General features: G+C 74.0%; 23 protein-coding genes. 14 read left to right on the top strand and 9 right to left on the bottom strand.

Going from position 1 to position 23,126, the window contains the following annotated elements:
• Positions 1-20: 20 nt before the first annotated feature.
• Complete coding sequence (locus tag GKE82_RS03580) at positions 21-206, top strand: hypothetical protein (RefSeq protein WP_107571393.1); 186 nt, start codon at positions 21-23, stop codon at positions 204-206.
• Between the two features lie 64 nt (positions 207-270).
• On the opposite strand, the gene GKE82_RS03575 is transcribed toward GKE82_RS03580, so the two are convergent.
• Entirely contained in the window at positions 271-1,707 is a 1,437-nt protein-coding gene (locus GKE82_RS03575; RefSeq protein ID WP_154732351.1) for a hypothetical protein, read from the bottom strand.
• A 229-nt stretch (positions 1,708-1,936) separates the two neighbouring features.
• On the opposite strand from GKE82_RS03575, the gene GKE82_RS03570 reads away from it, so the two are divergent.
• Together GKE82_RS03570 and dnaE are read left to right on the top strand one after the other, a co-directional pair.
• The gene (locus tag GKE82_RS03570) at positions 1,937-3,547 is read left to right on the top strand and encodes a hypothetical protein (protein ID WP_154732350.1); all 1,611 of its coding nucleotides are present in this window, start codon (positions 1,937-1,939) and stop codon (positions 3,545-3,547) included.
• 41 nt (positions 3,548-3,588) lie between these two features.
• Positions 3,589-7,116, top strand: a complete 3,528-nt coding sequence (dnaE, locus tag GKE82_RS03565) for a DNA polymerase III subunit alpha (RefSeq protein WP_309233376.1) — start codon at positions 3,589-3,591, stop codon at positions 7,114-7,116.
• 39 nt (positions 7,117-7,155) lie between these two features.
• On the opposite strand, the gene GKE82_RS03560 is transcribed toward dnaE, so the two are convergent.
• Positions 7,156-8,025, bottom strand: a complete 870-nt coding sequence (locus GKE82_RS03560; protein ID WP_107571396.1) for a deoxyribonuclease IV — start codon at positions 8,023-8,025, stop codon at positions 7,156-7,158.
• Between the two features lie 24 nt (positions 8,026-8,049).
• Here GKE82_RS03560 and gltX point away from each other — a divergent pair, with 24 nt between their 5' ends.
• Positions 8,050-9,384 carry a glutamate--tRNA ligase gene (gltX, locus tag GKE82_RS03555; RefSeq protein ID WP_154732349.1) on the top strand — a complete coding sequence of 445 codons (1,335 nt, stop codon included), beginning with the start codon at positions 8,050-8,052 and terminating at the stop codon, positions 9,382-9,384.
• Positions 9,385-9,509: 125 nt separating this feature from the next.
• Positions 9,510-10,598 carry an HDOD domain-containing protein gene (locus tag GKE82_RS03550; protein ID WP_154732348.1) on the top strand — a complete coding sequence of 363 codons (1,089 nt, stop codon included), beginning with the start codon at positions 9,510-9,512 and terminating at the stop codon, positions 10,596-10,598.
• A 7-nt stretch (positions 10,599-10,605) separates the two neighbouring features.
• On the opposite strand, the gene GKE82_RS03545 is transcribed toward GKE82_RS03550, so the two are convergent.
• Positions 10,606-10,977 (bottom strand): VanZ family protein, encoded by a 372-nt coding sequence (locus tag GKE82_RS03545; RefSeq protein WP_154732347.1) that lies wholly within the window; start codon positions 10,975-10,977, stop codon positions 10,606-10,608.
• Positions 10,978-11,012: 35 nt separating this feature from the next.
• Here GKE82_RS03545 and GKE82_RS03540 point away from each other — a divergent pair, with 35 nt between their 5' ends.
• On the top strand, positions 11,013-11,405 hold the full coding sequence (locus tag GKE82_RS03540; protein WP_107571400.1) for an Rrf2 family transcriptional regulator: 393 nt from the start codon (positions 11,013-11,015) through the stop codon (positions 11,403-11,405).
• A 351-nt stretch (positions 11,406-11,756) separates the two neighbouring features.
• Here GKE82_RS03540 and GKE82_RS03535 read toward each other — a convergent pair whose 3' ends face one another.
• Both GKE82_RS03535 and GKE82_RS03530 read right to left on the bottom strand, forming a co-directional pair.
• Positions 11,757-11,921 (bottom strand): hypothetical protein, encoded by a 165-nt coding sequence (locus GKE82_RS03535; protein ID WP_154732346.1) that lies wholly within the window; start codon positions 11,919-11,921, stop codon positions 11,757-11,759.
• 68 nt (positions 11,922-11,989) lie between these two features.
• Positions 11,990-12,433 carry a hypothetical protein gene (locus GKE82_RS03530; RefSeq protein WP_154732345.1) on the bottom strand — a complete coding sequence of 148 codons (444 nt, stop codon included), beginning with the start codon at positions 12,431-12,433 and terminating at the stop codon, positions 11,990-11,992.
• A gap of 134 nt (positions 12,434-12,567) precedes the next feature.
• Between GKE82_RS03530 and cysK the strand changes: the two genes are divergently transcribed.
• Positions 12,568-13,506, top strand: coding sequence for a cysteine synthase A (gene cysK, locus GKE82_RS03525; protein ID WP_154732344.1), 939 nt, complete (start codon positions 12,568-12,570; stop codon positions 13,504-13,506).
• A gap of 34 nt (positions 13,507-13,540) precedes the next feature.
• On the opposite strand, the gene corA is transcribed toward cysK, so the two are convergent.
• Together corA and GKE82_RS03515 are read right to left on the bottom strand one after the other, a co-directional pair.
• Positions 13,541-14,518, bottom strand: a complete 978-nt coding sequence (gene corA / locus GKE82_RS03520; RefSeq protein WP_309233375.1) for a magnesium/cobalt transporter CorA — start codon at positions 14,516-14,518, stop codon at positions 13,541-13,543.
• Complete coding sequence (locus tag GKE82_RS03515; RefSeq protein ID WP_309233374.1) at positions 14,515-15,081, bottom strand: alpha/beta hydrolase; 567 nt, start codon at positions 15,079-15,081, stop codon at positions 14,515-14,517. Before GKE82_RS03515 ends, corA begins: the two co-directional genes overlap by 4 nt.
• A gap of 133 nt (positions 15,082-15,214) precedes the next feature.
• Here GKE82_RS03515 and epsC point away from each other — a divergent pair, with 133 nt between their 5' ends.
• Entirely contained in the window at positions 15,215-15,862 is a 648-nt protein-coding gene (gene epsC / locus GKE82_RS03510; RefSeq protein ID WP_375336985.1) for a serine O-acetyltransferase EpsC, read from the top strand.
• A gap of 18 nt (positions 15,863-15,880) precedes the next feature.
• Here epsC and GKE82_RS03505 read toward each other — a convergent pair whose 3' ends face one another.
• On the bottom strand, positions 15,881-16,630 hold the full coding sequence (locus GKE82_RS03505) for a class I SAM-dependent methyltransferase (RefSeq protein ID WP_154732342.1): 750 nt from the start codon (positions 16,628-16,630) through the stop codon (positions 15,881-15,883).
• 4 nt (positions 16,631-16,634) lie between these two features.
• Positions 16,635-17,531, bottom strand: coding sequence for a queuosine salvage family protein (locus GKE82_RS03500; protein WP_309233373.1), 897 nt, complete (start codon positions 17,529-17,531; stop codon positions 16,635-16,637).
• Between the two features lie 53 nt (positions 17,532-17,584).
• On the opposite strand from GKE82_RS03500, the gene GKE82_RS03495 reads away from it, so the two are divergent.
• The 6 genes from GKE82_RS03495 (at position 17,585) to GKE82_RS03470 (ending at position 23,105) form a co-directional block, all read left to right on the top strand.
• Positions 17,585-19,837, top strand: coding sequence for an ATP-dependent helicase (locus GKE82_RS03495; protein WP_154732340.1), 2,253 nt, complete (start codon positions 17,585-17,587; stop codon positions 19,835-19,837).
• Positions 19,838-19,870: 33 nt separating this feature from the next.
• Positions 19,871-20,752 carry an SDR family NAD(P)-dependent oxidoreductase gene (locus GKE82_RS03490; protein ID WP_230316082.1) on the top strand — a complete coding sequence of 294 codons (882 nt, stop codon included), beginning with the start codon at positions 19,871-19,873 and terminating at the stop codon, positions 20,750-20,752.
• Between the two features lie 73 nt (positions 20,753-20,825).
• On the top strand, positions 20,826-21,260 hold the full coding sequence (locus tag GKE82_RS03485) for an SRPBCC family protein (protein WP_107571410.1): 435 nt from the start codon (positions 20,826-20,828) through the stop codon (positions 21,258-21,260).
• Positions 21,261-21,301: 41 nt separating this feature from the next.
• Positions 21,302-22,162 (top strand): bifunctional methylenetetrahydrofolate dehydrogenase/methenyltetrahydrofolate cyclohydrolase FolD, encoded by an 861-nt coding sequence (gene folD / locus GKE82_RS03480; RefSeq protein WP_154732339.1) that lies wholly within the window; start codon positions 21,302-21,304, stop codon positions 22,160-22,162.
• On the top strand, positions 22,162-22,695 hold the full coding sequence (locus GKE82_RS03475; RefSeq protein ID WP_154732338.1) for a hypothetical protein: 534 nt from the start codon (positions 22,162-22,164) through the stop codon (positions 22,693-22,695). The genes folD and GKE82_RS03475 overlap by 1 nt, the downstream gene beginning before the upstream one ends.
• The gene (locus GKE82_RS03470) at positions 22,692-23,105 is read left to right on the top strand and encodes a hypothetical protein (protein WP_154732337.1); all 414 of its coding nucleotides are present in this window, start codon (positions 22,692-22,694) and stop codon (positions 23,103-23,105) included. Before GKE82_RS03475 ends, GKE82_RS03470 begins: the two co-directional genes overlap by 4 nt.
• The last annotated feature ends 21 nt before the right edge of the window (positions 23,106-23,126 follow it).

Genomic DNA, 23,126 nt, shown 5'->3' with positions numbered 1-23,126 from the left:
GGCCGGGTAGGTCGCGGGGCATGAAGCGCTCCGGCTACGAGCTCCTGGGCTTCGCCGTCTGGCACGGCGCGAAGTGGTACGTGCGCCGCCGCTACGGCTGGCTCGTGCCCTCGCGTCGCGTCGTCGCGGCCGGGGTCGTCGGCGGCGCGATCGTCGCGATCGCGGTCGCCGAGTCGCGGCGTGAGAGCGCCGCTGCAGGCGCCTGACCGACCGGTCCGGGGAAAAACCCGCACGGTGCGGGAATTTCGGCGCGCATCCTTGCCGGGCCACCTACCCTTGGGGTGAATGAACCCCGTCGGTCAGCCCCCCGGAGACGAGGACGCCACGGCGTCCGACGAGCGCAGCGTCGTCGACCCGGCGGTGCTCGCCGAACGCCGGGCGCGGCGCGCCGAGATCGCGGAGGAGTCCCTGCTCAGCCGCGTCAACCGCGCCGAGCAGGACCGCGTCCTGCTCGCCACCCGCCTCGCGGAGGCCGAGCACGAGCTGCAGCGCGCGCGGACCGAGCAGGAGACGCTCGCGGCGGAGCTGCAGCGCCGGGAGATCGCGCTGCGCACCGCCGAGCAGCGGGAGTTCGCCGAGCAGCAGCGGCGGGTGGAGGCCGAGGACGAGGCCGCCGCGGCCCGCAGGACCGGCCGCGAGGAGCTCGACGCGCTGCGCCGCCGTCTCGCCGACGCCGAGGAGCGCGTCCACGAGCTGACGGTCGAGCTGGAGCAGGCCCGCCGCGAGGCGGTCGAGGCCGCGCGCGTCGCCGCCCACGAGCGCGCCCGGGCGACCCGTCGCGAGACCGGTGGCGGCGAGCGCCGCGCGCTCCTGGCCGAGCAGGAGGAGGACCTGCGCCGCCGCGTCGCCGAGGTCGAGCGGCTGGAGCAGCAGGCGCGCGAGGCGGGCCTGGAGCTCGACCGCCGGCGCGAGAGCCTCGAGGCCGAGATCGTCGCGCTGCAGTCGTTCGCCGACGAGCTCGACGGCACGCTGCGCGCCGAGCGCGAGCGCCGCGCCGCGCTGGAGGACCAGCTCGCCGCCGAGCGCGAGCGGGCCGCCGCCGAGATCACGCTGCTGCAGCACGAGCTCGACCGGCGCACCCAGGAGCGCGACGCGGCGTCCGCCGAGCGCGAGCGGCTGCTCGCCGAGCTCGAGGCCGTCCGCGGCGAGCTCGCCACCGCGCGCGCGGGGCTGGCCGAGCGCGAGCGGCTGCTGCAGGAGCCGCGGACCGCCGCGGACGCCGTCGCGCTCCAGGGCCGCCTGGACGCCGAGCGGGCCTCGTGGCGGGCCCGCGAGGAGCAGCTGGGCATCGAGCTGGAGACCGCGCGGCAGCGCGGCCGCGACGAGCTGCGCGCCCGCGAGGAGGCGCTGCGGACCGAGCTCGAGGTGCAGCGCCAGGAGTTCGCGCAGCGCGTCGCCGACCTGGAGGCGAGGGCCTCCGGCCTGCACACGCAGGTCCACGGCGCGACCGAGGAGCTCGAGGCGCGCCTCGTGGCCGAGCGGGTCGCCAAGGAGGCGGCGATCGCGGCGCTCGAGCAGGAGCGCGGCCGCGTGGAGGACCGCGCCGCGCTGGAGCGGGAGGCGCTGACCGCCGAGCGCGACCGGCTCGCCGTCGAGGCCGACGCCGCCCGGGCCGAGGCGCAGCGCGCGCGCCAGGACGCGGCGGAGGCGACCGCCGCCCACGAGGCGCTCGTCGAGGAGCTGCGGCGGCGGGTCGAGCTCGAGCACCAGGTCCGCGACGCGATCACCGAGCTGCGCGGCCGCCTGCAGGAGGTCGACGCCCAGGAGGCGGCGCGCGTCGAGCGGGACGCCGCGGTCGAGGCGCTCGTCGCCGAGCTCGTCGACACGGCGGCGACGCTGCGGGCGGGCTTCGAGCAGGAGCTCGAGGAGACGCGCCGGCGCCTGCGGGGCCAGGTCGAGGAGGGAGCGTCTGCGCTTCGCGCACGAGCTCGAGGCGATGGAGGAGCGGATCGCCGCCCTGCGCGGTCAGCTCGGCGGCGCGGCGGAGGAGCTGCGCGAGCAGCTCGAGGCGGAGCGGATCGCCCGCCACGCGCTCGAGGCGCAGCTGGAGGCCGAGCGCGCCGCCCACCGGGAGGACCGCGAGCTGGCGGCCGAGGCGGGACGCGTGCGCGAGGACCTCGAGCGCGAGCTCGCCGCCCGGGTGGCGTCGGAGGCGGCGGCGCGCGAGGCGCTCGAGACGGTGCGTGCGGAGCTCGACCGCGTCCGCGCCGCCCAGGACGCGGCCGAGGCGCAGCGCGCGAGCGCGCTCGGGGCGCCGCAGGCCGCGCCCGAGGAGCCCGAGGCGCCGCTGCGGGCGCCCGCGCGGCTCGACGTGGCGGACCTCGACGCCGACACGGCCGCGCTGATCGGGGACCTGCAGGCCGCCGCCGACCGCCTGCGCTCCCGCGTGGCGCACACGGCCGCCGCGGAGACCCCCGTCCCGCCCGCGGCGCCCGCGGACGAGCCCGCGTCGTCGGACGGACCGGACGCCGCGCCGCCGGTGACCGCCGCGGCGGGCGCGTCGACCCCCGTCTCCGAGGACGCCGTGCTGCGCGAGCTCGAGGAGATCGCCGCCGGCCGCGTCCCCGTCACCCCCGAGCCGCCGACGGCCGCCGCCGGGACGCGCGCGACCGCGGCGCCGGTGGAGGCCCCGCCGGCCGACCCGCCGGCCGTGGCTGACGGCGCCGATCGGGGCGCGGACGAACCCTCCGGCGACGCGTCGTCGCCGCCGCTCGCCGCCGGCGAGGACGGGCCCGACGCGGTCGCGTCGCCCGTCGGCCCCGCGCCCGTGCTCCCGGCCGTCCCGTCGCCGCCCGCGGGCACGCCGCGCTTCGTCGAGCTGGTCGCGGCGGGCGGCCCGCCCGCCGCGTGGCTGGGGCCGGCGCTCGTCGCCGCGGCCGCCACGGACCCGGCGCTCGCCGCCCGCGTGCTGCCCGCCGTCCTGGCGACCCACGCGCAGCGCTCGCGGCGCGACCTCGCCTACGACGTGACCGTCGGCGAGGAGGAGACCTGGCACGTGCGGCTGAAGGCCGGCACGGCGACGGTCGACCGCCGCGACGCCGGGACCGGCGGGGACGTCGACTTCGCCGTCCGTGGCCCGCTCGCCTCGATCGTCGCGTTCGCCGCCGGGGGCATCGGCCGCCGGCCCGGCGACCTGCACGTCGGTGGCCGCCGTCGCCGCCTGCGGCGACTCGTGAAGGACCTGCGGATCCCGGTCGGCATCGCCGAGATCGCCGCCGCTGGCGTCCCGGTCCAGGGCGGCGACCTGCTGCGCCTGCTCGCGGCCGCGGTCGACCCCGCGGCGGTCGCCGGTCCCGCGTTCGCCGTCGACTACGCGCTCGCGGACGGCAGCACGCTCCACGTCGCCGTCGACGGCGCGGTCCGGGTCGACGACGGGCCCGCCTCCGGGGGCGCGGCCGCGCGCGTCGAGCTCGACGGGCGCACGCTCCCGGCGCTGCTCGGCGGGGCCGTCCCGCCGCCCGGCGAGCGGGTCGCGCTGCACGGTGACGGGGACGCCGCCGAGCGCCTGCACGGCCTGTTCCACGCGGCGCAGGGGCTGCGCCGGTGACGGGCCGAGCCGTCCGCTGCGACCCGTACCCTCGCTAGCCCGTGTCCGCCCCGACCGTCGCGCATCTCCACGTCCACTCCGAGTACTCGCTGCTCGACGGGCACTGCAAGATCGACGGGCTCGCCAAGCGCGCCGCCGAGTTCGGGCAGCCCGCCCTCGGGCTCACCGACCACGGCGTGATGAACGGCGCGGTCGAGCACTACAAGGCGTGCCGCAAGCACGGGATCAAGCCGATCCTCGGCTGCGAGATCTACTACGTCGACGACCACGCGCACCGTGGCCGTGGCGAGCGCAACCACCTGACGCTGCTCGCCCGCACGAACGAGGGCTACCAGAACCTCGTGCGGCTCTCCTCGATGGGCTTCACCGAGGGCCTGAACATGGGCAAGCCCCAGATCGACATGGGGCAGCTGCAGACCTACGGCGGCGGGGTCATCGCGCTGACGGGCTGCCTCGCCTCGCGCTCCTCGCAGCGGCTGGTGGACGGCGCCTACGAGGAGGCGCGCGCGCACGTCGGCGACCTCCAGGCCGCGTTCGGCAAGGAGAACGTCTACTTCGAGATCCAGCAGAACGGGATCCCGGAGCAGACGGTCGTCAACGAGGGCGTCGTGAAGCTCGCGCGCGAGCTCGGCGGCCGCCTCGTCGGCACCGGTGACGTCCACTACCTGCGGCGCGAGGACTACCACCACCACGCGGCGCTGCTGTGCGTCAACACGAAGTCGACGCTCGCCGAGCCGAAGCTGTCGTTCGACACGAACGAGTTCTTCCTCAAGAGCAACGAGGAGATGGCCAGCGACTTCGCGGACCATCCCGAGGCGCTCGCGTCGACGCTCGAGATCGCCGAGCGCTGCGAGGTCGAGATCCCGCTCGGCGGCCAGCTCATCCCGCGGTTCCTGCCCGAGGGGGAGGACGAGAAGGCGTACCTGCGCGAGCTCGTGCTCGCCGGGCTGGTCGAGCGCTACGGCGCGCCGATCCCCGCGGACGCGATCGAGCGGATGGAGATGGAGCTCGGGGTCATCGACCGCATGGGCTTCAACGCCTACTTCCTGATCGTCTGGGACTTCGTCAAGTACGCGAAGGACCACGGCATCGCGGTCGGGCCCGGCCGCGGCTCGGCCGCCGGCTCGCTGATCGCGTACTCGCTGCGCATCACCGACCTCGACCCCCTGAAGTACGACCTGCTGTTCGAGCGGTTCCTGAACCCCGAGCGCGTGTCCATGCCCGATATCGACATCGACTTCTCGGTCCGCGGCCGGGAGAAGGTCATGCAGTACGTCGTGGGCAAGTACGGCCGCGAGTCGGTCGCGCAGATCATCACCTTCGGCAAGATGGCCCCGCGCGCGGCCACGAAGGACGCCGCCCGCGTGCTCGGCCACCCGTACCAGGTGGGGGAGGAGATCTCCCAGCTCGTGCCGGAGCCCGAGCAGGGCCGCAACCCGAGCTTCGAGTCCTGCATGGCCGAGGGCGAGCCGCTGCGCGTCCGCTACGACAGCGACCCCACCGCCAAGCAGGTCATCGACGTCGCCCGCGGTCTCGAGGGCGTCGTGCGCAACAACTCGATCCACGCCGCCGCGGTCGTCATCGCCGGCATGCCGCTGACCGACGTCGTCCCGGTGCAGCTCACGGAGGACAAGTCGGGGCCGTCGCTGCCCGGCGGCGAGCGCAACTACAAGCTCGTCACGCAGTTCTCGATGAAGCCCGTCGAGGAGCTCGGCCTCCTGAAGATGGACTTCCTGGGCCTGCGCAACCTCGACGTCATCGAGGACGCGCTGGACATCATCGAGCGGTCCACCGGCGAGCGGCCGGACATGAACACGCTGCCGCTCGACGACGGCAAGACCTACGACATGCTCGCCCGCGGCGACTCGGTCGGCGTGTTCCAGTTCGAGTCCGAGGGCATGCGCGAGGCCCTGAAGAAGGTCAAGCCGACCGTCTTCGACGACCTCGTCGCGCTCGTGTCGCTGTACCGGCCGGGCGCCATGGACCAGATCCCCACGTACGCGCGGGGCAAGAAGGACCCGAGCACCGTCCGCATCGAGGACGAGCGGCTCGAGCCGATCATCGGTCCGACGTACGGGGTCATCCTGTACCAGGAGCAGGCGATGCTCATCTCCAAGGAGCTCGCCGGGTTCACGGGCGCGCAGGCCGACGACCTGCGCAAGGCGATCGGCAAGAAGAACCGCGAGGCGATGGCCAAGCTCAAGCCGGTCTTCTTCGAGGGCTGCGCCAGGAACGGGGTCGACCGCGGGCTGATCGAGCAGCTGTGGACGACCAACGAGAAGTCCGCCGACTACTCGTTCAACAAGTCCCACGCCGCCTGCTACGCCCTGATCTCGTACCGGACGGCGTGGCTGAAGGCCAACCATCCCGCCGAGTACATGGCCGCGCTGATCAGCTCGGTCATGAACACGAAGGACAAGGTCCCGTTCTTCGTCGCGCGCTGCGACGAGATGGGGATCGCGATCCTGCCGCCGTGCGTGAACGTCTCCGACCACGAGTTCGTCGTCGTCGACGGCGCGATCCGCTTCGGCCTCGACGCCGTGAAGGGCGTCGGTCACGGCGCGGTCGAGGCGATCAAGAAGGCGCGCGACGACGGCGGGCCGTTCGCCTCCCTGTGGGACTTCTGCGAGCGCGTCGACTACCGCTCCGCGAACCGCAAGACGATCGAGGCGCTGATCAAGTCCGGCGCGTTCGACCAGACCGGGCACAGCCGCAAGGGCATGCTCGAGGTGCTCGAGCAGGCGCAGGCCGCCGGCCAGAAGGTCCAGCAGGACGCGCAGATCGGCCAGGGCTCGATCTTCGACCTCGGAATGGACGACGGGGTGGGCGGGACCGCCCGGGGCGCCAACCCGTTCGCGGTGCAGCACCCGCCGATCCCGGCCGAGGAGTTCGAGAAGAACGAGCTGCTCGCGTTCGAGAAGGAGGCGATCGGCGTCTTTGTCTCCGCGCACCCGCTCAAGGACGTCCGCGCCGCGCTGCAGGTGAAGGCCGACGTGTCGCTGGGCGACATCGAGAAGGTCAAGCACGGCGACTGGGTGACGGTCGGCGGGATCATCGCCGCGACCCGGCAGCTGCGCACCCGCACCGGCAGCCAGATGATGTTCGTGACCGTCGACGACCTCGAGGGCACGCTGGAGGCGATCGCGTTCGAGAAGACGATCACCGAGTACGGGGACCTGCTGACCGTCGACACGGTCGTGCTCGTCAAGGGCAAGGTCGAGCACGGCGACCGCGGCACCTCGATGGTGATCTCCTCGATGGAGAAGTTCGAGCCCTCCGAGGCGCAGGTCGCCGCCGCCGAGGTGCAGCTCGCCGAGCTGCAGCGCGGTCCCGAGGACATCCGCGTCAAGCTCGACGCCACGCAGGTGCAGGCGTCCGTGATCGACGAGCTGAAGTACGTGCTCGGCAACTTCCCCGGCGAGAGCGAGGTCGTGCTCGAGGTCAGCACCACCTCGGGCCTGCGGCACCTGCGCCTCGGCGCCGATTACCGCGGCAACAACACGCCGACCCTGCGCGCCGAGCTCGACCGGGCGATCCGGTCCTCGGCCGTCTCCACGCCCATCGCCTGACGCCCGCGCCGCCCTCGGCGGCGCGCAGGCCGGTCGGTGTCAGCCGTCGAGTCCGCGGGCGGCGCGCCCCTCGGCGCGCAGCTCCCGGGCGATCTCGAGGTCGCGCGCGACGACGCCCTTGCCCTCCACACCGGGGCCCTCGAAGATCATCGGCAGGCCCTCGAACCGCGGCTCGCTGAAGAACGCGGCGCAGCCGGCGCGCCCGATCTCGCCCTCGCCCAGCGGGGCGTGCCGGTCGCGGTTGGAGCCCAGCGGCGTCTGCGAGTCGTTGACGTGCAGGCAGCGCAGCCGGTCGAGGCCGACGACCTCGTCGCAGTCGTCGAGGACCGCGGTGAGGCCCTCCTGGGTGCGCACGTCGTAGCCGGAGGCCAGCAGGTGGCAGGAGTCCAGGCACAGGCCCAGGCGCTCGTCGCCACCCGACGCGTCGATCAGCGCCTGCAGCTCCGCGAACGACCGGCCGAGCGTGCCGCCGGTGCCGGCGGTGTCCTCGAGCAGCAGGTCGCACCCGGCGGTCTGCGCGAGCGCCTCCTTCAGCGTCTCGCCGCAGCGGGCGATCGCCTCGCCGACGTCCCCGGTCTTGGCCGAGCCCGGGTGCAGCACGACGCCGTCGGCGCCGATCCCCGCACCGATCGTCAGCGCCTGCACCAGCGAGGTCAGGGACTTCGCGCGCAGCTCGGGATCGTCGGAGGCGCTGTTGATCAGGTACACGGCGTGGATGACCACCGACTGCACGCGCGAGGCGGCCATCGCCTCGCGGAACGCGGCGAAGTCGTCCTCGGAGTACGCGGTCGGCTTCCACATCCGCGGCGACTGGTTGAAGATCTGGATGGCGTCGCAGCCGACCTCCTCGCCGCGCTTCACCGCCTCGTGCAGACCACCGGCGGTCGAGACGTGGCAGCCGATCAGCACGTCGGCCTCGTAGTGTCCAGGCTCATGAGGGTTCGCTTCGCTCCATCTCCCACGGGCGCGCTGCACATCGGCGGCGCGCGCGCTGCGCTCTACAACTGGTTCGTCGCCCGCGGCTCCGGCGGCACGTTCGTGCTGCGCATCGAAGATACCGACCTGGAGCGCTCCACCCCCGAGAACGTGGAGCAGATCCTCGACGCGCTGCGGTGGCTGGAGCTCGACTGGGACGAGGGCCCGATCAGCCAGGTCGCGCGCGCCGACCGGCACGGCGAGGCGCTGCAGCAGCTGCTCGACGCGGGCCTCGCGTACCGCACGACCGCGACCGCCGACGACGTCAAGGCCTACAAGGAGCAGCACGGTCACGACCGCGGGTTCCGCGGGCAGGACGAGGGGGAGGGGGCGGTGCGCCTGCGGGTCCCGGACGACGAGGAGCTCGTCGTCCACGACCTCGTGCGCGGTGACACGACCTTCCGGACCGTCCACCTCGACGACCCGGTGATCGCCCGGGCCGACGGTCGCGTGCTCTACAACTTCGCGGTCGCGGTCGACGACCTCGACGCCGGCATCACCCACGTCATCCGCGGGGAGGACCACCTCTCCAACACGCCCAAGCAGCTGCTCGTCTACCGGGCGCTGGGGGCGGAGCCGCCGCAGTTCGCGCACCTGCCGCTGCTGCACGGGCCGGACGGCAAGAAGCTCAGCAAGCGCCACGGGGCCGCGTCGGTGCAGGAGCTCCGCGACGCGGGCTACCTGCCGGCGGCGATCCGCAACTACCTCGCGCTGCTCGGCTGGGGCGACGAGGACGACGAGACGATCATCGCCACCGACGAGCTCGTGAAGCGGTTCGACATCTCGCGCGTGTCGAAGAACCCGGCGCGGTTCGACGAGCAGAAGCTGCGCTGGCTCAACGGCCGCTACCTGCGGGAGCTGTCGCTCGACGAGCTGACCGCGGAGCTCGAGCGGTTCACCGGCCGCGAGGGGCTGCGCGCGGTCGTCGAGATCAGCCACGAGAAGATCCAGACGTTCGCGGACTTCTGGCCGCTCGTCGGGTTCTTCTTCGACGGGCCGACCACCGAGGACGAGAAGTCCCGCGCGCAGTGGCTCGACGACGCGGGCCGGGCGGCGCTCGCCGACGTCCGTGCCGCGCTGGCGGCCCTGCCGCCGGACGGGTTCACCGTCGAGGCGGTCGACGAGACGCTCCGCGGGGTCGTCGCGGCCCGGGAGGCCAAGCCCAAGCAGGTCTTCCAGCCGCTCCGCGTCGCGCTCGCCGGCACGACCGTGTCCCCGGGGATCTTCGAGACCGTCGTGGTGCTCGGCCGCGACGAGACGCTGCGCCGCATCGACGCGGCGATCACGGACTGAACGAGAGCGGCGGCGCGCCATCCCGGCCGGTCGCCCGGGCGATCCTCCGATCCGCGCTCAATCATCCGTCCATCCCTGCCGATAACCGGGACGTCCCCCCTGCACGCCACCGGAGACGTCCCCCGATGACCCTGAGTCCCACCGCCGCCGCCATGTCGCCCGCCACCGCCGAGACGGCCGGAGCGCAGCGCCACCACAACGAGGGCCACGGCCGCCGGCTCACCGCCGCGTTCGAGGCGCTCGAGGCGTTCCCCGCCCTGGCCGAGTCCCGCAACCGCCTCCTCGCGCTCGTGCAGCAGGAGCGCGTCTCGACCAGCGACGTCGTCGCCGCGGTGGAGAGCGACGTCGCGCTCGTGATCGCGGTGCTGCGCCTGGGCAACCAGGTCGAGGGCAAGACCCGCGGCAAGGTCGAGAGCGTCGTGCAGGCGGTCGAGCTGCTCTCCCCGGAGGCCGTGCAGGGCCTCGCGAGCCGCGCCCGCACCTTCGACTTCTTCGAGCGCAGCGCCGTCTGGGACGCGGCGCCCGAGCGCTTCCGGCTGCACGGCGTCGCCACCCAGCGCGCCGCCGACCGGCTCGCCACCGAGGCCGGCTACGAGGACCGCGACCGCCTGATGGTCACGGCGCTGCTGCACGACATCGGCAAGCTCGTCCTCATGCACGCCTACCCGGGCTACCCGGCGAAGGTCCACGGGGACGCCCGCACGCCGGAGGAGCGCATCCACCGCGAGCGGCGTGAGCTCGGCGTCGACCACGCGCTCGTCGGCGGCGTCCTCGCGCGCCGCTGGGGCCTGCCGAAGGCGGTGGCGTCGGTCATCGAGCGCCACCACGCCGACGACGCGACCGGCGAGGCCGCGTTCGTGCGCCTCGCGGACATGCTCGCGCACTACGCGCAGGGCCTGCCCGTGTCGCCGACGGAGCTGCTCAAGACCGCGCGGGTGATCGGCCTCGGGCCGACCGAGCTGCGCGCCGTGATGTACGACCTGCCGTACCCGACGACCGGGCGGACCCGGCAGATCGATCCGTGCCCGCTCTCCGGCCGCGAGGTCGAGGTGCTCAAGCGCCTGGCCGAGGGCAAGGTCTACAAGCAGATCGCGCTGGAGCTGTCGCTGTCGACCTCCACGGTCCGCACCCACCTGCACAACATCTACGGCAAGCTCGGCGCGGTCGACCGCGCGCAGGCCGTGCTGATGGCGACGGAGCGCGGCTGGCTCTGATCGGCCCTCAGGCCCGGCGGACGCGCCGCCAGACGGCGGCGAGCAGCCCGCCGCGCCAGGCCAGCCAGGCGAGCAGCACCCCGGTCGCGTCGATGAGCACGTCGACGGGCGTGCCGTGGCGGCCGGTGACGAAGCTCTGGTGCCACTCGTCGCTGGCCGCGTACAGCACGGTGACGAGCGCGGCCGCGCCCGGGCGCCACGGCCGGCCCAGCGCGCGCAGCCACAGCAGGAACAGCAGCCCGTACTCGGTCATGTGGGCGAGCTTGCGGAGGATCAGGTCGGCGGTGCCGAGCCCGGAGCTCAGGTCCTCCTGCGCCGAGAGGAAGAAGATCAGGCCCATCAGGGCCAGGGGCGGGGCGAGACGGCCGATCAGTGCCATACGATCGTCGCAACGGTAGTCGCCGCCGCCCGCCGATGATCTCCATCACCACCAAGAGCCCGTACGCGCTGAAGGCGCTCGCCGAGCTCGCCCGCGCGGGCGACGAGGCGCCGATCCCGATCGGGGAGCTCGCCCGCCGCCGCGACGTGCCGGTGCAGTTCCTCGAGCAGCTCTTCGCCGTCCTGCGCCGTGCGGGCCTGCTGAAGTCCCAGCGTGGCGTCAAGGGCGGCTACTCGTTCGCGCGCGATCCGTCGACGATCACGGTGCTCGAGGTCGTCGAGACGCTCGAGGGCCCGCTGGGTCGCGACGCCGAGGGCGTCTTCGAGGATGCGGCGGCCGCGGCGCGCCAGGTGCTCGGCGGTCTGACGATCGCCGACGTCGTCGAGCGCGAGGCGCGCGCCGGCGGCCAGACGATGTACTACATCTAGACGCGCCGACCGTCGGACCGGCGGCCGCGAAGCGCTCCTGAGCTCGCTGCGCTTCTCGCGCGGCGCGGTTTCCCGGTCACGTGCGCCGCTCGGGGGCGCCGACGCGCAGGGCTACGGGCGCCTGGGGCGCTGCGGACGGTCCGTCCGTGTCCGGGTGCCGTGCGTCGTGGACCGGCCGCTCGACGGACCGCCGTGCGAAACCCGCGCTCAGCGCGGTGGTTCGTACGGCGGTCGCCGGATGGGCACGGGTGCGCTCGGTCGGGGGAGGCGTGCGAGGACCGGGCGTGCGCCGCAGCCGACCGGCCGGGGCCACCCGGAGCGCGCGACGGCGGATCGCCCAGGCCGCGCGGCCTACCAGTCCTCGTCGTCGTCCTCGTCGGGACCGCGCTGGCGGTCCCGGTGGCGCAGGTAGAGGATCCCGCCGGCGATGAGCATCAGGACGACCGGCGACCAGCGCTCGATCTGATCGGTGACGGACGACGCGGCGAGCGTCAGGAGCAGGGTGGCGAGCAGCACGGGCTCGCCGGATGATGCCAGCTGGACGGGGACCGGGACGCGCCCGGCCCGTCCGGGCAGCGACGGCTCTAGGCCGCGTCGCTGCGCTGCGCGACCGTGCTGGCGAGCAGTCCGTCACCGAAGTAGTCGCGGCGCGTCGCGGTCCGCCCGCGGCGGCGCTCGCGCTGGCCCTCGAGCTGGGCGGGCGCCGCCCCGGCGGTCGCGGGCAGGGCGCCCAGCAGGGCGGCGGGGACGGCCGGGCGCGCGTCGACGTGCGCCGCCGGGAGCACGACCTGCGGCTCGCTGCGCGCGACCGTCGTGCTCGCGCGCTGCGCCGCGGCGATCGGCGCGCGCACCGGCGAGGCGGCCGCGACCACGGGGTCCGCGGTGGCGGCGACGGCCGGCGTGTCGGCGGCGGCCTGGAGCGGCGCGCCGGCGAACCGGTCGGTCCCGGTCCGGCGCGGCCGGAGCAGGTCGACGACGAGCAGGACGAGGGGAAGGGCGACGAGCGTCGCGACGATCACGAGAGCCATGGTGCTGTTCCGGTCGGGAGAGGGGGAGGGTGCTGCCTGGGAGCATCATCGGCAGCTCGCGTCGTCCTGCGGATGGAGCCACGTAGGGAACCGGTATGAGGGCCCGCCCGGCCCACCCTCTAGACTCGATCGCAATGGGGCGAATCCCGATCAACATCGCGGAACACATCGGTCGGACCCCGATGGTGCAGCTCAGCCGCATCGTCCCGGCCGAGCACGACGTGCAGCTCTTCGGGAAGCTCGAGGCGTTCAACCCCGGTGGCTCGGTCAAGGACCGCATCGGCCTCGCGATGGTCGAGACCGCCGAGGCGGAGGGCCGCATCGAGCCCGGCCGCACCACGATCGTCGAGGCGACCTCCGGCAACACGGGCATCGCGCTCGCGTTCGTCTGCGCCGCCAAGGGCTACGACCTCGTCATCACGCTCCCGCAGGGCATGAGCCGCGAGCGCGAGTCGCTCCTGCGCCTCTACGGCGCGCGCGTCGAGATCATCGAGTCGATGGGCGGGATGAACGAGGCGGTCGACGCCGCCCGCCGGCTCGCGTCCGGTCCCGACACCTGGCTGCCCGAGCAGTTCGCCAACCCGGCCAACCCGGCGGCGCACCGCGCCACCACCGGCCCGGAGATCTGGGAGGCCCTCGACGGCGACATCGACGTCTTCGTCGCCGGGGTCGGCACCGGCGGCACGATCACCGGCGTCGCGTCGTTCCTCAAGGACCGCGACCCGACGATCCAGGTCGTGGCGGTCGAGCCGCTGAGCTCCCCGGTCCTCTCCGGCGGCCGGCCCGGCCCGCACCGCATCCAGGGGATGGGCGCCGGCTTCGTCCCACCGGTCTTCGACCGCGAGCTGGTGGACGAGATCCTCAGCTGCCCCGACGACGACGCGATCGAGACCGCCTGGGCGCTCGCGCGCACCGAGGGCGTCCTCGCCGGCATGTCGTGCGGCGCCGCCGTCTGGGGCGCCCTGCAGGTCGCCGCGCGGCCCGAGTCGCGCGGCAAGCGGATCGCCACCGTCCTCCCGGACTCCGGGGAGCGGTACGTGTCGGCCCCGTTCTTCCAGCCCGAGCCGCGCTGACCCCGCGGACCCGGGCGCGGCGCCCCGGCGCCGCTCAGAGCCAGCCGGCGCGGCGCAGGCGCCGGTACAGCAGGCCGCAGATCGTCGCCATGACCGCGATGACCAGCGGGTACCCGTACTGCCAGCGCAGCTCGGGCATGTGCTCGAAGTTCATGCCGTAGATCCCCGCGAGGGCGGTGGGGACCGCGAGGATCGCCGCCCACGCCGCGATCCGGCGCATGTCGTCGTTCTGCCGGACCGACACCTGTGCCAGGTAGGCCTGCAGGGCGCTGGAGAGCAGCTGCCGCTGCGTGTCGATCTGCGAGCTGACGCGCAGCAGGTGGTCGTGGACGTCGCGGAAGTACGAGTGCAGGTCGTCGTGGACCGCGTCGAACTGCCCGCGCGCCAGCCGGTCCAGCGGGGTCGCCAGCGGGACCACCGCGCGCTGGAACTGCAGCACCTCGCGCTCGAGCCGGAAGATCCGCTCGGTCGGGTTGCTCGTGCGGTCGTCGGTGAAGACCTGCGCCTCGACCTCCTGGATGTCGTTCTCGACCCCCAGGACGGCCGGCTCGTAGTCGTCGACGATCCGGTCGACGATCGCGTGGAAGACCGCGCTGGGTCCGAGCTTCAGCAGCTCGGGTCGCGCCTCCAGGCGGCCGCGGACCTCCGAGAGCGGGCTCGGCCGCCCGTGCCGGACGGTCACGATGAACTCGCGGGCGACGAACATGAGGATCTCGCCGACGTCGATCACCTCGTCCGGATCGCGGTACTCCACGGTCTTGAGCACGACGAAGACGTGGTCGCCGTAGACCTCGAGCTTCGGGCGCTGGTGGGCGACCACCGCGTCCTCGATCGCCAGCTCGTGCAGGCGGAACTCGTCGCGGACCGCGTCGAACTCGGCCTCGTCGGGCTCGTGCAGCCCGATCCACACGAACGCGCGGCCGTCGTGGCGGCACGACTCGAGCGCGTCGGCGAGCTCGATCGTCCCCGGGCGGCGGACGCCGTCCTCGTACAGGGCGCAGTCGACGATCACGCGATGAGCCCCTCGCGCTCCCCGAGCACCCATTTCTCGATCGCCGGCCACGGCCCGTAGCCGGCGTCCGGGTTGAGGTGGCCGCCGCCGCGCAGCAGGTCGACGGGCAGCTCCAGCGGCGCGCCCCAGTGCTCGGCGGCCCCGACCCCGGGGCAGTACGGGTCGTTCTCGGCGCAGACCAGCCGCGTCCGGTCGGCCGCGCCGCGGACCTCGTCGGGGCGCGCGTCGGTGGGGAAGAAGCCGGCGAGCTCGGCGACGTGCTCCCCGGGGCACGGCGGGGCGACGAGCAGCACGCGGTCGGCGCGATGCTCCGGGCGCACGCGGCGCGCCTCGCGCAGCCACAGCACGCAGCCGAGCGAGTGGCAGACCACGACGCGCTCGCCGTCGTGCCCGAGCGCTGCGAGCTCCTCGTGCAGCGCGATCCCCCAGCGGTCCGGGCAGGGCGTGTCGCAGTCCGGCAGCTCGGGGTAGCGGACGTCCAGGCCGCGCGCGGCGAGCCGTCCCGCGAGCCAGGTCTGCCAGTGCTCGGGCCCGGAGCCCTGCCAGCCGTGGAGGATCAGCACGTGGGGGAGGTCATCGGCTCGCTACGGTATCCGGCATGTTCGGCCTCGGCACGTTGGCCCGGGTCGCGGGGAGGTCCGCCGCGACGTCCGCGCCGTCCACGAGCGCGACCCCGCGGCGCGAGGCGTCTCGTCGGTGGAGATCCTCGCCAGCTGGCCCGGCGTCCACGCCCTGCTCGCCCACCGCGTCGCGCACGCCCTCGACGAGGTCGGCGTGCCCGTGGTCCCGCGCGCGATCGCGAACGTCACGCGCACGGTCACCGGCATCGAGATCCACCCGGCCGCCCGCGTCGGGCGCGGGCTGTTCATCGACCACGGCATGGGCGTCGTGATCGGGGAGACCGCCGAGGTCGGCGAGGACGTGACGCTCTACCAGGGCGTCACGCTGGGCGGGACCGGGTTCGCGACCGGCAAGCGCCATCCGACCGTCGGCTCCAACGTCACGATCGGGTCGGGCGCGAAGCTGCTCGGCCCGATCACCGTCGGGCACGGCGCGAAGATCGGGGCCAACACGGTCGTCATCCACGACGTGCCGCCGAACTCCACGGTCGTCGGCAACCCCGGACACCCGGTCCGCATCGACGGACGGCGCCCGACCGGGCCGGACGCCGACTGGGTGCACCTGCCCGATCCGGTCGCCGACGCCCTGAAGGGGCTCGCCGCGCGGATCGGCGCCCTGGAGCGCGCGGTCGCCGAGCGGGCGGGGGAGGACCCCGACCAGGCCGAGGTCGGCGAGGTCCGGCCGCTGCGGCCCGTCCGCGGCCCGAACCCGGCCGGCGGCTGAGCCGCTCGGAGGACCCTCCTAACGCCGTCGCGTCGCCCACAGGTGGGCGCGCTGCGGCTCGACGAACGTCCCGACGCGCGCGTCCTTCAGGTCGGCGCGCACGTCGTCCAGCAGCGCGCGCCGCACGTTCTCCGGCAGCAGCCCGACGTAGGAGATCGAGCGCAGGTTCGCCAGCATCCCCTCGACGTCGGTGGTCTTGTCGAAGTCGACGGTCGTGTGCTGCAGCGCGGTGAAGCCCCCGTGACGGTCGAACGCCCCGCGCCCCTGGTCCCCGACGAAGCCCGGATGGTCGCCGCGCAGCCGGTCCATGCGCGCCCACAGCCGCCGCCACCACTCCGGGGCGTCCGGCCACTCGGCCGCCCGCCACACCAGGACGCAGCGGCCGTCCGGACGCAGCACGCGGTGGATCTCCGCCACGGCCGCCGGACCGTCGAACCAGTGGAAGGCGTCGGCGACCACGACCGCGTCGACGGTCGCGTCGTCCAGCGGGATCGCCTCGGCGGTCCCGTCGAGGGTCCGGCGCTCCCCGATCCGTCGCGCGAGGCGCGAGCGCATCGCGGGCATCGGCTCGACCGCCACCACGTCGTGCCCGGCGTCCTGGAGGGCGCCCGCGAGCAGGCCGGTGCCGGCGGCGAGGTCCAGGACCCGGGAGCCGGGGGCGAGCCCGAGCGCGTCGAGCACCACGGGCGGGAACCCGGCCCGGCCGCGCTCGTAGGCCTCGGCGGCGTCCTCGCCGAACCCGTCGACGTTGCGGTGCAGGTGGGCCACGGGGTCAGTAGTACACGCTGCGGCAGCGGTGGCGCGGATGGGCCTTGTACTCCGGCGCCTGCCCGCGCTGCCACAGCCACGTGTCGAGGGTCCGCTCCGGCACCCCGGTGCGGCGGCTCAGCAGCACGCACGCGTGCAGCGCGCAGGCGCGGATCTCCCGCTCCCAGCGACCGGACGGCAGCAGCCTCCCGGCGTCGATCCACTCCGCCAGGCCGGGCGCGTAAACGAGCACGCCGTCGCGGCGCAGCACGTGGGGCACGAGGTTGTCGGCGAAGATCGTCAGCCGGTCGAGGTCGGCGAAGCCCGCCACCCCGGCGAGCGCGAGGTCGTTGGGCACGATCTGGGCGCGCTTGGCGAAGCCCGGGTCGGCGAACAGCGTCATGCCGGTCGCCAGCGTCCGCGCCAGGCGCTCCGCGGATCCGCGGGCGTCCGCGACGACCGCCAGGACGTCCCGGTCGCCGAGGAAGCGCCCGAGCTCGCGCAGCGCCTGCGCGTAGAGCGACAGCAGTTCGTGGTCGGCGCGCTGGCCGAGGATCGCGGCGAGCTCGTCGGTGCGCATCGCCCGCAGCTGCGCGTTGGTCCAGGCGCCGTGGGCGCGGTGGTGGTCGGCGAGGTTCCAGGCGACCGTGAAGTAGCCGCTCACCGGTCGGCCGGTGGCGTCGGTGCGCTTGGCGAGCGTCGGGAACCAGCCGGACCCGAAGTTGATCGCGTCGAGCGTCAGCAGGTAGCGGGCGATCTCCTCGGGCGGGCCGTCGAGGTGGTGGCGCTCGGGGTCGAGCGTCGGCTCGGCGACCTCCTCGGCGGCGGCGAACCGCTCGAGCGCCCCGAGGTCGATGCGCACGGCCTCCGCGTCGCGGGCGATGCGGGCGCACGCGGCGCGGATCTCGTCGCAGAACGACACGCGCCGCAGCCTAGCCGCCCGGTGCGCCGGGCCGGTGCCTATCCTCGGAGAGGATGCCCGACGCGCCCCTGCACCCCGACGTCTCCGGCCTGCTCGAGGGCCTGAACCCCGAGCAGCGGGCGGCGGTCGAGCACCCCGGCGGACCGGTGCTGGTGCTCGCCGGCGCGGGCTCGGGCAAGACCCGCGTGCTCACCCACCGGATCGCGTACCTCGTGCGCACCGGGCAGGCGCGCCCGGGGGAGATCCTCGCGATCACGTTCACGAACAAGGCCGCGCAGGAGATGCGCGAGCGCGTCGAGCTGCTGCTGGGCCGCTCGACCCGTGCGATGTGGGTGCTGACGTTCCACTCCGCGTGCGTGCGGATGCTGCGCGCCGAGGCCGACCGGCTCGGGTACACGCGCGGCTTCACGATCTACGACCAGTCCGACACGCGCCGGATGGTCAAGAAGTGCCTCGACGACCTCGACGTCGACACGAAGCGCTTCACGCCCGCCGCGGTCCACCACCAGATCTCCGACGCAAAGAACAAGCTCCGCGACGCGGACGGCTACCGCCAGCTCGTCGGCGGCTACTTCGAGCAGACCGTCGCGGACGTCTACGAGCACTACGAGCGCGAGATGCACCGCATGAACGCGATGGACTTCGACGACCTGCTCGTGCGCGCGGTGAACGTGATGGAGCTGTTCCCGGAGGTCCGGGCGCGCTACACGCAGACCTTCCGGCACGTGCTCGTCGACGAGTACCAGGACACCAACCACGCCCAGTACCGGTGGCTGCAGCTGCTCGCCGGCGGCGAGGACGGCCATCAGCAGCTGATGGCCGTCGGTGATCCCGACCAGTCGATCTACTCGTTCCGCAGCGCGGACATCACGAACATCCTGAACTTCCAGGACGACTTCCCGACCGCGGACGTCATCAAGCTCGAGGAGAACTACCGCTCCACGCAGACGATCCTCGACGCCGCCAACGGCGTGATCGCCTACAACCGCGGCCGCATGGAGAAGACGCTCTTCACGCAGCTCGGGCAGGGCGACCCGATCGCGCTGCGCGAGCTCGACGACGAGCACGCGGAGGCCCGCTACGTCGTCGGCGCGATCGAGCGGCTGATCGACGAGGGGGTCTCCCGGTCGGAGATCGCGGTCTTCTACCGGACCAACGCGATGTCGCGGGTCATCGAGGACACGCTCGTGCGCCGGGACGTCGGCTACCAGGTGATCGGCGGGACGAAGTTCTACGAGCGCGCCGAGGTCAAGGACGCGGTCGCGTACCTGCAGGTGCTCGCCAACCCGCAGGACGTCGTGTCGTTCACGCGGATCGTCAACTCGCCCCGTCGCGGGATCGGCCAGACCTCGCTGTCGCGGGTCATCGCGCACGCGGAGACGCAGGGCATCAGCGTCTGGGAGGCGGCCGAGGACCCGGCGTCCGTGCCCGGTCTCGGGGCCGCGGCGGTGAAGGCGTTCACGCGGTTCATGGACACGATGCAGTCGCTGCGGGCGCGCGCGCAGGACGGCGTCCCGATCGGGGACCTGCTCGACGCGGTCCTGCACGAGTCGGGCTACATCGACTTCCTCGAGGCGGAGCGGACGATCGAGGCGCAGGGCCGCCTGGAGAACCTCGAGCAGATGGTCGAGGTGGGCCGCGAGTTCGACGCGATGGGGGACACCCGCCCGCCCGGCGACACCGACCTCGCCGCGTTCCTGCAGCAGATCTCGCTCGTGGCCGACGCGGACGCGCGCAGCGAGGACGAGTCGCTCGTGACGCTGATGACGCTCCACAACGCGAAGGGGCTCGAGTACCCGATCGTCTTCATCGTCGGCTGCGAGGAGGGCGTCTTCCCGCACTCGCGCTCGCTCGACGAGGGGACCCTCGAGGAGGAGCGCCGGCTCTTCTACGTCGGGATCACCCGGGCGATGCGCGACCTCACGCTCACCTACGCGCGGCGTCGCGCGGTGTTCGGCAGCACGACGTACGGGCTGCCGAGCCGGTTCCTGTCGGAGATCCCGTCGCACCTGCTCGACGAGGACACCCCGCAGCCCTCCTACGGGAGCGGCCTGGGCGGCGGGCAGGCGACCCGGCCCCGCGCGATGTCGTGGGGCTCGGCGGCATCCGGGTCCGCGGCGGCCGAGCGCGACCGGGGCGGCTCGGGCGGCGCCTCGTTCATGACCGGGGACGACGTCGTGCACGCCGCGTTCGGCGAGGGTGTCGTCACCGGCGTGGAGCCGGGCGGGGTCGTCGTGATCCGGTTCGCGGGCGACGGCTCGGAGCGCAAGCTCATGGCCGAGTACGCGCCGATCACGAAGCGGTGATCCCGTCGGGCCTGGCGCCCGGACATCATCTGCATGGTTGCCACCCTGATCGACCGCGCGCTCGACCTCACGGTCCTGCCCGGCTACACCAAGACCGGCTACGCGCTGCGCCAGCGCGACTGGGCCGAGGACCTGCCATCGCTGACCGGCCGCACGGTCGTCGTGACCGGCGCGACGTCCGGGATCGGTCGCGCGGCCGCGCAGCGGTTCGCGGCGCTCGGCGCGCGCGTCGTCCTGATCGCCCGGTCCCAGGAGCGCGGCGAGCGCGCCGCCGCCGAGATCCGCGCCGCGACCGGCAACGGCGAGGTCGCGGTCGTCGTCGGGGACCTCGCGTCCCTGGCGTCGGTCAAGGCCGCCGCCGCGACGATCGTCGAGCAGGAGGCGGCGGTCGACGTGCTCGTCAACAACGCGGGCGTCCTGCCGCCCGCGCGCGAGCTCAGCGTCGACGGCCACGAGCTGACCTTCGCCACGAACGTCCTCGGCATGGTCGCGCTGACCGAGGGGCTGCTGCCGCGGCTGGTGGCCACCGCGCCGTCACGGATCATCAACGTCTCCTCGGGCGGCATGTACACCGCCAAGCTCGACGTCGACGACCTCGAGGCCGAGCACGGCGACTTCGACGGCGCCGCCGTCTACGCCCACACCAAGCGCATGCAGGTGATCCTCACCGAGCAGTGGGGGAGCGCCTGCGGCCCGCGGGCGTGGTCGTCCACAGCATGCACCCCGGCTGGGTCGCGACCCCCGGGGTCGAGACCTCGCTGCCGCGCTTCAACAAGGTCATGGGCCCGCTGCTGCGCGACGCCGACCAGGGGGCCGACACGATCGTCTGGCTCGGCGCCGCCGACGAGCCGCTGCGCACCACCGGGCGCTTCTGGCACGACCGCCGCACGCGCCCCACCCACCGCGTCCCGATGACCCGCGAACGCGAGGAGGACCGGACGAGACTCTGGGACGCCGTCCATCGCCTCGCAGGAACGGAGCCCGTCTGATGGCCCGCTACGTCGCCACCGTCCCGTCCTCCCGTGACGCGGACGCCGCCTTCGCCTACATGGCCGACTTCACCAACGCCCAGGAGTGGGACCCCGGCGTCGTCCGGGGCGAGCGCCTGGACGACGGGCCGATCGGCCTGGGGTCGCGCTTCAAGATCACCGTGAAGTCGCTGCGCGAGTCCTCGCTTGTCTACGAGATCACCGAGTACGACGCGGCCGCCCGCCGGCTCGTGCTCCGGGGCACGAACGCGCTCGTGATCTCGGTCGACGAGATCTCGGTCTCGCCGTCGGCGGACGGCAGCGGCTCGGAGGTCACCTACGACGCCGATCTCGTCTTCCGCGGCCCGCTGCGCCTGCTCGACCCGATCCTCAAGCTGTCCTTCAAGAGCATCGGGGACAAGGCGGCCGCGGGGCTGCGCGAGACGATCGCCTGACCGCGCCCGCGCCGCCGGGTCGCGTACCCTCGGCGCCACACATGAGCGCTCGCATGATCGACGGCAAGGCGGTCGCGGCCCGGGTCCGCGCCCAGGTCGCGACGGAGGTCGCGGAGTTCACCGCGCAGCGGGGCGGGACCCCGCCCGGGCTGGCCACGATCCTCGTCGGTGACGACGCGGCGTCCGCCGTGTACGTCGGCGGCAAGCAGAAGGCGTGCGCCGAGGTCGGGATCCGCGGCTTCGACCACCGCCTGCCCGCCGACACCTCCCGCGAGGACCTGCTGGCGCTCGTCGAGCAGCTGAACGCCGACCCGGAGGTCAGCGGCGTGCTGTGCCAGCTGCCGCTCCCGGGCCACCTGGACGGCGTCGAGATCACCAACGCGATCTCCGCCGCGAAGGACGTCGACGGGCTGACGATCGCCTCCGCCGGGCGGCTGGCGCTCGGGATGCCGGGGCTGCGGCCGTGCACCCCGTCGGGCGTGATCGAGCTGCTCGCGGAGGCCGGCACCGAGCTGCAGGGCGCGGAGTGCGTCGTGATCGGCCGGTCGAACCTGTTCGGCAAGCCGATGGCGCAGCTGCTGCTGCAGCACAACGCCACGGTGACGATCTGCCACTCGCGCACGAAGGACCTCGCGGCGACCTGCCGTGGCGCGGACGTCCTGATCGCGGCGGTCGGGGTCGCGCACCTCGTCAAGGGCGACTGGGTCAAGCCGGGCGCCGTCGTCGTCGACGTCGGGATGAACCGCCTGGACGGCAAGCTCACCGGGGACGTGGACTTCGCGGCCGCCTCCGAGGTCGCCTCGGCGATCACGCCGGTGCCCGGCGGGGTCGGCCCGACGACGATCGCGTTCCTGCTGCGCAACACGCTGGAGGCGGCGCGGGCGCAGGCGGGGGTCGCCTGATGCAGCTCAACCGGATCCGGGTCGGCGAGGCGCTGGCGCTGATCGGCGCGGCCGTCGTGGTCGTGTCGCTGTTCCTGGACTGGGTGGAGGTCGCGGGCGCGGCAGACTACGTGCTCCGCGGCTACGGCGCTGTCGTGTCGAGCATAGGCGCGTCCGCCTCTGGCTTCGACATCGCCGGCTGGGCGCTGATCGCGCTGCTGCTGCTCGTCGCCGCGCTCGCGCTGACGCTCGTGGTCCTGACCGTGGCGGTCGAGCCGGTCGGCCTGACGATGGCCAGCGCGGTCGCGACCGCGTTCTTCGGGATCCTCGTCTCGGTCCTGACGCTCCTGCGGCTCGCGCTGTTCCAGCCGGACGCCGGACTGGGCGACGAGAACGTCACGCTGCAGCTCGGCGCCTACCTGTCGCTGCTCGGCGTCGTGCTGTGCGCCGCCGGGGGCTGGATCACGATGAAGGACGAGCGCCAGTCCGCGCCCTACAGCGCCGCGCCGGACCTCGAGCCGCGCCCCGCACCGCCCGCCGACGCCGTGGCGTGAGCCGCGTCGAGCTCGCCGTCCGGCTGCTGGCGGTCCTGCTCGTCGGCCTCTGCGTCCCGGAGTGGATCAGCTACGACCTCGACCGGGCGGTGCTCCCGCCGACCGGCACGGCGCAGGAGGGCGGCTCCTTCCTGGTCGAGGGCTCCGGCAGCGCCGTCGCGACCGCCGGGCTCGCGATCGTCCCGCTGGGGCTGTTCGTCATCGCCGCGCTCGCCGCACCGGCCGGCCGGGCGGTCGCGCCGCTCGGAGTACTGGCGCTGCTCGCGCTCGTGCTGCGGTTCGTCGTCGCCCCGCCCGACCTCGGGCTCGGCCGGGAGGTCGTGCAGCGGGAGCCGCCCCTGGCCGTCGCGCTCGCCGTGCTCACGGCCGCCACGGGGCTCGCCGCCGTGGCCGCGTCCCGACGCCCCTGACGGCGGGGCCCCGGTCCGCTC

The organism is Conexibacter sp. W3-3-2, assembly GCF_009707605.1.
GTDB lineage: Bacteria > Actinomycetota > Thermoleophilia > Solirubrobacterales > Solirubrobacteraceae > Paraconexibacter > Paraconexibacter algicola.
The sequence above is the reverse complement of the archived record's forward strand: the minus strand, read 5'-3'. Positions and strand labels throughout refer to the sequence as shown.